We start from the raw sequence: 11,922 nt of genomic DNA, 5'->3' as shown, positions 1-11,922 counted from the left end.
ATTAAAAAATGCTTATTAATGTACAAAGATTCATATAACCTAAAAACTTAGGGCGAATAAGTTTATCCTTTAAAAAAACGATTTCTAAAGTTATTAGAAAAATGGATAATCATTTAAATCAACCGCTTAACCTGGTCGCTTTCAATTATAAAATCAGCCGTTAGCTGGATTAAATTCAATCCTGGCTTTTTGCCAACCTCTATTGTTCCCATTTGCTGATCAAGCTCCAAAAACTTTGCTCCGTTTATAGTTCCCCAGCTTAATAGCTTTTCAAAAGGAACTTGCTTGTATTTCTGCAATGTCTGCATCTCTGACAAGATATTAAGTTGATGGTTGCTGGCCAAACTATCTGTTCCTAAGGTGATGTTTACAGTTTCGTCCATTAACAGATCAACATCAGGTAATGCGTTTTCGATATACAAATTGGCCTGCGGACAAAGGCACCAATACAGATTGGGATTACTTTGTTTAGCAAATTCAACATCTGCTTTATTCGTAACCGTATTATGTACGAGTAAAGTTTTTTGTTTTTTAATATAAGGCAGCCAGGTTTTTAATGATGTTTTGTTCGTTGGATCAAAAAAATCGATATCCATGCCTAAAAACTCATAAAGCTTTAGAAAACCGCCAGTTTTGCTTTCAAAAAAAACATTTTCATCAACAGTTTCCTGGTTGTGCACACTGATAAATGCATTTGATTTTTCGGCCTCTTGCCTAATTAATTCAAAGAGTTCAGGTGAAACGGTATAAGGCGCGTGTGGAACTATCGTTGCATGCAGGGGTTCAAAATCATTTTTGATTTCTTTCAAATGATCCATTATAACAGCTGCACGTTCAGGGTTAAAACCTAAAGCCTCTATAAAGGTGTGATAATAGATCTTACTTTTTTCTTTTATTTTTTTAGACGAGATCTGGTTGGAAATATCGCCAACAGCCACAATTCCATTATCGAACATTTGCTGATCAGCTTGTTGCATCGCCAAATCTATCCGGCTGGCATCGCCATTTCTGCTTTTAATAATATGCTGTACAAATTCTACCAAACCCGTTTGCTCAGGAATTTGACCCAACATGTGCGATAATTCTAAATGACAATGGGTATTAACAAAGCCAGGAACGATTACTCCGTTATACTTAATGATCTCCAAATCAAGATTTAAATAATCTTTTTCGGCGAAGACTTCTTTTATTTCGCCATCTGGCGTTACTGCCACTACTCCATTTTTAATTGGCAGGGATGAAACAGGAAAGATCCAATCAGCTGAAAAGTATTTTAACATATCGCAAATTAATGGAATAATCGGATCAAATAAAATATTTTCTAAGCCTGCTCTATCTGGTCATGAAGTGATTTTGAAATTACCAATCCTAAGAAATTAGATTGCTAAAAAAGAGCCTCCTATCGGAATCGAACCAATGACCTACTGATTACAAGTCAGTTGCTCTACCAGCTGAGCTAAGGAGGCTTTAATCGGGCTGCAATGATAGAAAAAAATCTTCATTTTAAAAAATCGAAACTTTTTTCGTGCTGTCAACCGATGTGCTATCAGATGTTAGTATCTGACAGCTAAATGAACGCTGTAGTAGAATTGTAAATGGCAATGCCACTCCAAAGATTAAAATCTGGCAGATGGTTACATCTGAAGGCAAAAAAAGCAATCCTAAACCATAGCGTTCAATAGGAAAGACTGCAAAACGTGTTGTTATTCACCACAAAATGTGGATAAACTCCACAATATTAAAACTTTGGCACAAGAACAAGACATTGATAATCAATAATTTAATAAAAATATTCTGTTTGGCATTATTATGAAACATTAGCAAGTATTGTTACACAAATTAAATTTTAAAATATATACTATGAAAAAGTTCGTTTTAGCAGCTACAGTATTAGCATTAGCAGGATTCTCAACAGTAAAAGCAAGTGAAGTAAAAGATTTTAAAACTACTGCAATTGTAGCAGTTCAAGATAGCGCAGTAAAAACTCCCGTTAAATTGGAAGAATTACCTGAGCCAGTAACAACCGCATTAAAATCTGATGCGTACAAAGGATGGACCGCTACTGAAGCCTGGTCGGTGAAAGAAGGTACTAAAGAGTACTATTTAATCAACGTGAAAAAAGAAGCAGAAACTGGTTCTGTTAAAATCGATAAAGATGGTAAACCAGTTCAATAAATAAAATTAATTAGCGCTCTGTAATTAACGAGTATTTAACGTAACATGAGTTACAAAACATATTTAAAACATCATATTATGAAAAAGATCATTTTAGCCGCCACTTTAGCATTCGCAGGATTCACAGCAGTACAAGCAAGTGAAGTAAATACAATCAAAAACGCTGCAATTGTTGCAGTTCAGGATAGTGCAGTAAAAACGCCAATTAAATTGGAAGAGCTTCCTGAGCCAATTACAACGGCTTTAAAATCTGATACTTATAAAGATTGGACTGCTACTGAAGCTTTCACAGTAAAAGAAGGTACTAAAGAGTATTATTTAGTAAATGTTAAAAAAGAAGCAGAGACTGGTTCACTTAAATTTGACAAAGACGGTAAGCCAATTCAATAAATAAAATTAGTTAACGCTTAGTAATTAACAAGTATTTAACGTAACACGAGTTACAGAACATATTTAAAAACATCATATTATGAAAAAGATCATTTTAGCCGCCACTTTAGCATTTGCAGGATTCACAGCAGTACAAGCGAATGAAGTAAATACGATCAAAAACGCTGCAATTGTTGCAGTTCAGGATAGTGCAGTGAAAACGCCAGTTAAACTGGAAGAATTACCTGCTCCAGTAACCACAGCACTAGCATCTGATGCTTATAAAGGATGGACTGCTACTGAAGCCTGGTCGGTGAAAGAGGGGACAAAAGAATACTACCTGATCAATGTTAAAAAAGAAGCAGAAACTGGTTCTGTTAAAATTGATAAAGACGGTAAACCCGTACAATAAAACCCAAATAATTACATCTACCTATAATAAGAAAGCCGGATTATGTCCGGCTTTTCTTATTTTTGTTACATGGCGAGAATCCTGATTTTAGAAGACGATACCACATTTGCCCAATTACTTGATGGTTTTTTAACAAAAAACGGTCACGAGATTACGCTTGTAACCCAAGTTAAGCAATCATTTAAGCAAGTTGAAACCAATACATTTGATTTACTTTTAATAGATTACCGCCTGCCAGATGGAACGGGATTTGAAGTGCTTACCCATCTCCGCGATCTAGGTCTTTCTATTCCGGTAATTATTATGACCAGCTTTAACGATGTCCGTACTGCGGTAAAATCTATTCAACTAGGTGCGTTTGATTACATTACCAAACCGGTTAATCCGGATGAACTTTTAATGGTGATCAAAAATTCCTTAACCAAAAAGGATTTAAAAAGTGTTGAACCAAAAGAAGTAAACAGCGATTTTATAAAAGGAAAAAGTGCCATTGCAGATAAATTGTATGAACATATTAATTTGGTAGCACCTACCGATATGTCGGTAATTATACAGGGCGAAAGTGGTACAGGAAAAGAATTTGCAGCCAGAACCCTGCACCAGCAGAGCAAACGTGCCAATCAACCTTTCGTTGCCATAGATTGCGGTGCATTATCGAAAGATTTAGCTGCAAGCGAATTATTCGGACATGTTAAAGGCGCATTTACAGGGGCATTAAATGATAAGAAGGGTCAATTTGAGGCCGCCAACGGGGGAACTTTGTTTTTAGATGAAGTGGGCAACCTGAGTTACGAAGTACAAATTAAACTGCTCAGGGCTTTGCAGGAAAGGGTCATCCAGCCTTTGGGCAGTACCAAACAGGTCCCTGTTAATGTCCGCATCATCACGGCAACCAATGATGATCTGGCCAATAGTATGCAACAGGGAGAATTTAGAGAAGATTTATATCACCGTTTAAATGAGTTTAAAATCCAGCTTCCGCCGTTACGGGATAGGGGCGGAGATTTAGAATTGTTTATCAACCATTTTATAACTTTATCAAATCGCGATTTAGGCCGGAATGTTAAAAGTATTTCTGCTGAAGCGAAAGCATTATTGCTGAGTTATGATTGGCCGGGTAATCTCCGCGAGCTTAGCAATGTAATTAAAAGAATGGTTTTATTGAGCCAGGGCGATGTTGCCCAGATTACTGCACTACCTGATGAAATGATGATTTCTGTTCATCAGCAATCGGCCCCTGGCAATTCTTCAGACCTAAAGGCTGTTAACGAACAGAATGAAAAAGCGTTGATTACAGAAACGCTGATCAAAGTAAGATATAACAAATCAAAAGCTGCAAAGATCTTAAACATTGACCGTAAAACGTTGTATGCCAAAATGGAACGCTATGGCATAGAATAGTTATTCGGCATTGGCATAGTCGATTTTTTCTATAAAAGCTATTAAATTGTCCAATTCGTGGATCTGTAATAACACTTCAGATTTAATATTTTCTGTTAAACCTTTTTCTACTATTTCCATTTCCAAGGTTCTAAAGGCATTAGCTAATGTCTTAGCGCCCATTTGCGCTACACGCCCGGCAAGGCGGTGAACCAATAACCTGCTCTTATCCTGATCGTTTTCAACGAGGTGTTTTTTAAGTTCTGCCGAATCATCGATCGAGTCTTGTTTAAAACGATTAAGGATTTTTTCCAACAGCTCCTGATCACCAAAAGTCATTTTTTCGATAGAAGAAAAATCAAATTCAGGCTGCTTTGTCAATATTTCAGTTTTATCGAAAATGGACAGAATATCAACTGCCCTAAACGGTTTCATAATCAGACCATCGAAACCCTCGCTCAAAACCATTTCACGCTCTTCGGGTAAAACCTGCGCGGTAATGGCATAAAATTTAATATTTTGCGGCAGTTTCCTTTTCAATAAGTGGCAAAGTTCAAAGCCTGTCATTTCTGGCATTCGCATATCAATCAGAACATACTTTAAATCAGCATCAGCTTCGGTTTGAAGAATATCTGCTACCTGTGTAAAACTCCTGTAAGGGATTTTATTTTTCTGAAAAATCATGCCACATAAATCCAGAATAAGTTTATCGTCATCAATTACCCATACGGTACCTGGGTTTACAATGACATAATGCGTTAAGTCTAAAGCATCATTTATACGTTCGTTGGTATTTTCATATTTCATGTAAATATTAAATGTGGTACCAACGCCAGGTTTACTTTTTACATAAATCCTTCCACCCTGGGTTTCAATCAAAGATTTAACTATAGGTAGCCCCAATCCTGTACCAGTCGGGTTAATAATATATTTCTCCGGAGATTCTATCTGCTCAAATTCATTGAATATTTTCGGAATATCTTTTTCATCAAAACCAATTCCAGTATCTTTTATCGTAAAGTGGAAGTGCAGATCCTCTCCTTGCCTTTTGTAAGTTGCCGTAAGCTTAATTTCGCCTTTCAAAGTAAATTTCACCGCATTCCCCAATAAGTTAAATAAAATCTGCTTTAGCCTAAAAACATCACCTTTTACAAATTCCAAATCAGCAAGATCAAATGCTGTATTCAACTGAAGTAATTTCTGTTCTGCCAATGGCCGCATCACCGAAACAACTTCTTCCAAAGCTTTTCTGATATTAAATACCTGGTTATTAAAGCTAAATTCTCCCGAAGTAATCCGGTTATAATCTAATACCTCGTTAACAATCTGAAGTAAATGAATAGAAGACTGGTAAATGGCATCCACATCTTTTTTGTTAGGCACATCCTGCTGCGTAATCAGTTCGGCATAGCCTAAAATAGATTGTAGTGGGGTTCTGATTTCATGGCTCATGTTCGATAGGAACCGCTGCTTGGCTTTACCATGGTATTCGGCCTCATCTTTAGCCAGTTCTAATTCTTTTCTATACCTGTTGCTTTTTGTGATATCTGTCAAAATCAAATACAGCAAAATAACCGTTAACAGAAAAAAGATAATAATAATGGTTGTGATCTGGGTAATTCCATCATTAACTACTTCTTTGGCCTGGATCCCGTTCAAATCTACCTGTGCTACCGCCTGCCCTTCAACCTCTCTTAAGATCTGCAGCATTTTAGCGGTTAGGGCATTACTTGCACTTGATAAATCGGCCTCCCGTTTTAAAAATTTCTGGCTTTTCTGACGTTGTTCAAGCTCAATATTTTTCAGTGAACCCGTCATACTTTTCATGATACTATCTTCAGCCTTTGCATTTAAAGTATCACGTTTAACCTTAAACTCCTCGTTAATGATTTTATAAACATCCGATTTTTTCTTACCAAAAAGTTTACTCAAAAAGCCCCTCGATTTTTGTTCTTCTTCAGGTGCAACGGTGGTAGTTGATGTGGTTGTTTCGGTGGTTAATACCGCACTATCCGTTTGTCTGCTGCGTGTAGCCACCAGCTCATTCAATTTCCGAACCTCATCAGAGAAAGATTTGGTATTTACCAATGTTTCCCTCACCTTCAGGTAGTTCACAAACTGTTTATCGCGATCTGAAAGTAAACTTTTAATCGATTTTATCCTTGCCAACTGTGCAGAATCTCCACGGTATAATTTACGCAGCGTATCTAAACTCGATCTTAACCTACGCGATTCCTTTAGAAAACTGTAGGTTCCCTGTTTATTAAAAGCTTCATCACGTTGCAATTGATCCAATCTGGCTATCTTATGGGAAAGGTCATTAACGATCCTTAACCGATCGTTCGGTGCAGAAATTTCTTCAACGGTATCCAGCATCCTGGTAAAGGCAAACTTACTGATACCCCATGCCAGGAGCAGCGCAAAACAGGCGAACAAAAAACCTATGATCACTTTACTTTTAATTGCCCGGAAGAATCTTTTTTGAATAACAGCCGCCATTGATTTAGATTGTGTAGGTTATCCATTATCATAACGGTTTAACCTTAAGAATTGATATGCATTTATCTTTTACAAATAACGTACCACAAGAAAAATTGATTAAAAAACTTTAATTTTAATCGCCTCAAAAAACAAATCATGAATCGTATCGACCGCCTTTTCGGAATTTTAACCTTGCTCCAATCTAAAAAATACATTACTGCCGAAAAAATTGCAGAACGGTTTGATATGAGCGTGCGTACCGTTTATCGAGATATTAAAGCATTAGGCGAACAAGGAATACCGGTAAGTTTTGAACAGCATAAAGGTTATTATCTGGTACAGGGTTATTTTCTGCCACCTGTTTCTTTTAATATGGATGAGGCCAATGCCCTGCTACTGGTTGAAAGTTTAGTGAATGGATTTGCCGATAATTCTATCCGTACGCATTATTCTACCGCTTTAACAAAAGTAAAGGCAGTATTAAAAACCGGCCAGAAAGAAAAGCTCGAAACTTTAAATCAACATATTAAATTACAGATTCCGCAGAGGTTAAATTTTAATTTCGAATACCTGTCGATTATTCAGCACGCCATTGCCGAAAAACACCTCATTGAACTGAACTATAAAAATAATAAGGAAGAGGTGAGCCTACGGGAAGTTGAGCCGATTGGTTTGATTTTCTATGCTTTTAGCTGGCATTTAATTGCGTGGTGCCACCATCGGAATGAATATCGTGATTTCAATCTTACGAGAATAATCTGCCTTAAAAACTTAAGTGTACCTTTCAAAAAAACACAGCACATGCCGCTAAGTGACTATATGCAACTACTTCCTGTAAATTATTAAAAACATTTTTTCTAGGCTGCCATAGGGTTGTCAGTGGCCAGCGTTTTCTTTGTGTAAACAAACATTAAAAATCATGAGCATCGCTGATTTATTACTTATGGAATTACACATGGCAGAAAAAACGAAACCGAAAAATATGGATATTATTAATTTATTATTGAAAGAATTAGAAGCTGAATTTAATATTACAAAAAAGTTCCTGGCGATTGTACCAGTAGAAAAATTTGACTGGGCTCCACACGAAAAAAGCATGAAGTTGAAATCATTAGCGGTTCATATTGCTGATCTGCCGAGCTGGGTTTCTCTAGCCTTAACTTCTGATGGACTGGATTTCGAAACAGCACCTTATGTAGAAAAACCTATAGAAAATGTTGGTGACCTGGTTAAAATTCTGGAAGAAAATTATAACAAAGGAAAAACTGAATTGGAAAAAGCAACAGAAGAGGATTTAAATGGACGTTGGGTATTGAGTATGGGCAAACAAGTTTTGGCCGATTATTCTAAATATGAAACCATCCGCCATTCCCTTAGCCAAACTACTCATCACAGGGCACAGCTGGGCGTTTATTTAAGATTACTTGATATTCCTATCCCAGGCAGTTACGGACCAAGTGCAGATGACCAAAATTTTTAGCGCGCAATACGTTCAAATGAGGCCATCGAAACCGCGCGTTTTGATGGCCTTTTTGAAATGACTGCCGGATTACGAGGCCTTCTTGATATTTTATTTTTGCTTTACTAGATTTAGCCATGAAAAAAATATTGGCCATTTCAGGAAGCACTAAAGCCATTTCAACTAACGCACTTTACATTACTGCTATCGCGCGGCTTTTAGGTGAAGAGGATATGGTAACAAACTTTCCATCCATTGCAGACATCCCACATTTCAATCCTGATTTAGATTCGGTAGATCCACCGCAGATTGTTCGTGATCTTCGTAAAAGCATCCAATTAGCAGATGGCATCATCATTTCTACACCGGAATATGCAATGGGGCTACCTGGTTCGTTAAAAAACCTACTCGATTGGACAGTGAGTTCTGCATCATTCTCAGGAAAGCCTGTTTTAGCGCTTGTTGCGTCAACCTAGGGCGAAAAAGCCTATCAATCTATTATCGATACTTTAACCGTAATTGAAGCGAGGATATCGCCTATGCTCATCTCCTTTGCGAAAGCTAAAATTACAAGCGAAGCGGTGATTATAGAAAATGAAACTTCAGACTCGCTTAGAAGCCTCGTCCATTCTTTTGTTGCCAGTATGGAGCATGAATAACACAATTTATTTCCGTAAAATTGCAGTATGAACAATAATGCTGCAACCCGTTTAAATAAATTTATCAGTGAAAGTGGATTATGTTCACGCCGTGAAGCAGATCGATATATTGAAAAGGGAACGGTCTTTATTAACGGAAAAAGAGCCAAAATAGGCGATCAGGTTTTTGCAGGAGATAAAGTGATGGTTAACGGCCATAATATCGAACCTAAAGAAGAAAGTAATTTTATCCTACTTGCTTTTAATAAGCCTGTTGGGATTACCAGCACAACCGAAGGGAGCGTACGGGATAACATTGTTGATTATGTTAACCACAGTGAAAGAATCTTTCCTATTGGTAGATTGGACAAAGATTCTTCAGGTCTGATCTTCTTAACCAACAATGGCGATATCGTTAACAAAATTTTAAGGGCAGGAAATAAGCACGAAAAAGAATATGTAGTTACGGTTAATAAACCCATTACCGAAGATTTTATCTTTGAAATGAGTAACGGTGTTCCCATTTTGGGCGTAAATACCCGTAAATGCAAAGTACGCCAGATTAGCACCTTCGTTTTTAATATTATCCTGATTCAAGGTCTTAACAGGCAAATTAGAAGAATGTGCGAGCATTTCGGCTATGAAGTAACCAAACTTGAGCGTACACGCATCATGAATATCAGCCTTAAAGGCATCCCAACAGGAGAATTTAGGGAACTTACCGAAGAAGAGATGAAAGCCATTACCAAAAGTATCGAAAATTCATCTTCAGAAGCTAAAACGAAAACAAAAAGCGCTGCCAGGAAAAAAACAGAAAGTTGGGAGGAAATTCCCGAACTGAGCGCAGAACAGCCTAAAAAAGCGTTCAAACCTAAACCCGCTACGCAAAAATCTAACATCAAAAAAGCAACTGGTCATTCAGGTACAAAACCTACCGGCAAAAGTAATAGCGGAAACAGAAATTCGAAACCAGCAAAAGGTAAACGTTCAGGTAAGCCAAACACAAGAGGCAGAGGAAGATAAGCTAATTAATTGTAAAATTATGCACTGATTAATAGCCTTTTAGCTTTAGTCTTTCAGCTTAACTGGTTTTTAAGTACCTTTGCAACAAATGGTAACAGCAAAAAAAACCGATATTCGTGCCTTAGATCTACCTCAATTGCAGCAGCACCTTGTAGCCATGCAAGAGCCTGCTTTTAGGGCCAAGCAAATTTACCAGTGGCTTTGGGAGAAATCTGCAACGAGTTTTGAAGAGATGAGTAACCTTTCTAAAGATCTCCGTAAGGTATTGGACGAAACTTTTGCTATTAATGCCGTTCAGGTCAACAACTCTCAGTTCAGTAACGACCATACCATTAAAAATACTTTCAGGTTAGCCGATGGCAATATTGTAGAGGGCGTTTTAATTCCTTTAGAAGATCGTATGACTGCTTGTGTGAGTTCGCAGGTAGGATGCAGTTTAACCTGTAAGTTTTGTGCCACCGGTTATATGGACCGTAAGCGTAATCTAAATGCTGACGAGATTTATGACCAGGTAGTATTGATTGATAAACAGGCCAAACAGAATTATAACAATCCCCTTACCAATATTGTATACATGGGGATGGGGGAACCGCTTTTAAATTATGCCAATGTATTAAAGTCTATCGAACGCATCACTGCTCCTGATGGCTTAAACATGAGCTATAAGCGCATTACGGTGTCTACCGCTGGTATTGCGAAAATGATCAAAAAATTAGGTGATGATGGGGCAAAATTTAATCTCGCATTATCGCTACATGCCGCTGATGATAAAAAGCGTAATGAGATCATGCCCATTAACGAGGCCAACTCATTAAAAGCACTGGCCGAGGCCTTAAAATACTATTTTGCCAAAACCAAAAATCCGGTAACCTACGAGTACATCGTTTTTAACCATTTTAACGATGAAATTTCTGATGCCATGGATTTGGCTAAATTTTGTAAACATATTCCCTGTAAAGTAAATCTGATTGAATATAACCCTATTTCTTTTGCCGATTTTACCAATGCAGAAGGAGATAAGATTGATGCTTTTTCTAATTATTTAAAAAGCCAGGGCATTAATACCAACATCCGTCGTAGCCGTGGTAAAGATATCGATGCCGCTTGCGGGCAATTGGCTGTTAAGGAAGAAGCGAACGCTTAAGCAACATCATAACAACATTCTTTATTATAATCTATTTCATTTTTGGAGCGCAGTTTCCTGTGCCCCTAGGTTAGGTCCAGGGCTGTTAATGGCCTCTGCGGAGATCAGCGTAATCTGCGAGAGCAAACCCTAAACTTTTCTTAACTCCTCAATGGTAGAAAATGCTCCTAGTTTTGGAGCGCAATTTCCTACCCATAGGTTGGGTTCCGTCCTGCTGTACGCTTGCAATCCGTTTGGGAAAGTTCATCTGTTAGACAAACATACCTAACCCAAAAGGGATACCACTCCCATCAGGGCTATTTAACCGGCGACAGAAGAAGAATAAACCAGCTAAGAATAGAAATGGATAATGGAATGGTCTCTGCGGAGATCAGCGCGATCTGCGGGAGCAAATCCTTAACTTTTCTTAACTCCTTAATGGTAGAAAGGCTTCTGGTTCTGGAGCGCAGTTTCCTGTACCCTTAGGTTGGGTTCCGTCCTGCGGTACGCTTTATCCTTTTGGGAAACTTTATCTGTTACACAAATAACCTCATCCCAAAAGAGATACCGCTCCCATCAGGGCTATTTAACCGGGGATAGAAGAAGAATAAACAAAGTAAGATGGGGAATGGATGATGGAATGGTCTCTGTGGAACTCAGCGTAATCTGCGGGAGCAAACCCTTAACTTTTCCTAACTCCTCAATGGTAGAAAAACCGCTCCATGCCCTTTGCTCTCTGCTTAAAGCTTTAAAACAAGAAAACCCTCCAACATTTCTGCTGAAGGGTTTCTTTTAAGATCTGGCACCGACCTACTCTCCCACGTGTTACCGCAGTACCATCGGCTCTGGTGGGCTTAACTTC

At 38.0% G+C, this 11,922-nt stretch carries 11 protein-coding genes and 1 tRNA gene; 9 read left to right on the top strand and 3 right to left on the bottom strand.

The window, feature by feature from the left end; genetic code table 11:
* Positions 1 to 113 precede the first annotated feature (113 nt).
* Positions 114 to 1,280 (bottom strand): amidohydrolase family protein, encoded by a 1,167-nt coding sequence (locus tag BLR60_RS06565; protein ID WP_090498051.1) that lies wholly within the window; start codon positions 1,278 to 1,280, stop codon positions 114 to 116.
* Positions 1,281 to 1,393: 113 nt separating this feature from the next.
* Positions 1,394 to 1,466, bottom strand: a tRNA-Thr gene (locus tag BLR60_RS06560).
* Between the two features lie 394 nt (positions 1,467 to 1,860).
* Here BLR60_RS06560 and BLR60_RS06555 point away from each other — a divergent pair.
* From BLR60_RS06555 to BLR60_RS06540, 4 genes are all read left to right on the top strand, one after another.
* A complete protein-coding gene (locus BLR60_RS06555) occupies positions 1,861 to 2,175 on the top strand; it encodes a hypothetical protein (protein ID WP_090498049.1) in 315 nt (104 codons plus the stop codon).
* A 78-nt stretch (positions 2,176 to 2,253) separates the two neighbouring features.
* The gene (locus BLR60_RS06550; protein ID WP_090498528.1) at positions 2,254 to 2,565 is read left to right on the top strand and encodes a hypothetical protein; all 312 of its coding nucleotides are present in this window, start codon (positions 2,254 to 2,256) and stop codon (positions 2,563 to 2,565) included.
* A 79-nt stretch (positions 2,566 to 2,644) separates the two neighbouring features.
* On the top strand, positions 2,645 to 2,956 hold the full coding sequence (locus tag BLR60_RS06545) for a hypothetical protein (protein WP_090498046.1): 312 nt from the start codon (positions 2,645 to 2,647) through the stop codon (positions 2,954 to 2,956).
* A gap of 69 nt (positions 2,957 to 3,025) precedes the next feature.
* The gene (locus tag BLR60_RS06540; RefSeq protein ID WP_090498044.1) at positions 3,026 to 4,357 is read left to right on the top strand and encodes a sigma-54-dependent transcriptional regulator; all 1,332 of its coding nucleotides are present in this window, start codon (positions 3,026 to 3,028) and stop codon (positions 4,355 to 4,357) included.
* Here the strand turns inward: BLR60_RS06540 and BLR60_RS06535 are convergent, their stop codons facing one another.
* Entirely contained in the window at positions 4,358 to 6,835 is a 2,478-nt protein-coding gene (locus BLR60_RS06535) for a hybrid sensor histidine kinase/response regulator (protein ID WP_090498042.1), read from the bottom strand.
* Between the two features lie 138 nt (positions 6,836 to 6,973).
* Between BLR60_RS06535 and BLR60_RS06530 the strand changes: the two genes are divergently transcribed.
* The 5 genes from BLR60_RS06530 to rlmN all read left to right on the top strand — a co-directional run bounded on the left by BLR60_RS06530 (position 6,974) and on the right by rlmN (position 11,081).
* A complete protein-coding gene (locus tag BLR60_RS06530) occupies positions 6,974 to 7,663 on the top strand; it encodes a helix-turn-helix transcriptional regulator (RefSeq protein ID WP_090498040.1) in 690 nt (229 codons plus the stop codon).
* Between the two features lie 73 nt (positions 7,664 to 7,736).
* Positions 7,737 to 8,297, top strand: coding sequence for a DinB family protein (locus tag BLR60_RS06525; RefSeq protein WP_090498038.1), 561 nt, complete (start codon positions 7,737 to 7,739; stop codon positions 8,295 to 8,297).
* A 116-nt stretch (positions 8,298 to 8,413) separates the two neighbouring features.
* A complete protein-coding gene (locus BLR60_RS06520) occupies positions 8,414 to 8,752 on the top strand; it encodes an NADPH-dependent FMN reductase (protein ID WP_090498036.1) in 339 nt (112 codons plus the stop codon).
* Positions 8,753 to 8,962: 210 nt separating this feature from the next.
* The gene (gene rluF, locus BLR60_RS06515) at positions 8,963 to 9,937 is read left to right on the top strand and encodes a 23S rRNA pseudouridine(2604) synthase RluF (RefSeq protein WP_090498034.1); all 975 of its coding nucleotides are present in this window, start codon (positions 8,963 to 8,965) and stop codon (positions 9,935 to 9,937) included.
* A gap of 88 nt (positions 9,938 to 10,025) precedes the next feature.
* On the top strand, positions 10,026 to 11,081 hold the full coding sequence (rlmN, locus tag BLR60_RS06510) for a dual-specificity RNA methyltransferase RlmN (RefSeq protein WP_090498032.1): 1,056 nt from the start codon (positions 10,026 to 10,028) through the stop codon (positions 11,079 to 11,081).
* Positions 11,082 to 11,922: the final 841 nt, after the last annotated feature.

Origin of the sequence: Pedobacter terrae, from assembly GCF_900100705.1 — a bacterium.
In the GTDB taxonomy this organism is placed as follows: domain Bacteria; phylum Bacteroidota; class Bacteroidia; order Sphingobacteriales; family Sphingobacteriaceae; genus Pedobacter; species Pedobacter terrae.
Note: the sequence above shows the minus strand (reverse complement) of the source record. Positions and strands in the feature narration are given on the sequence as shown.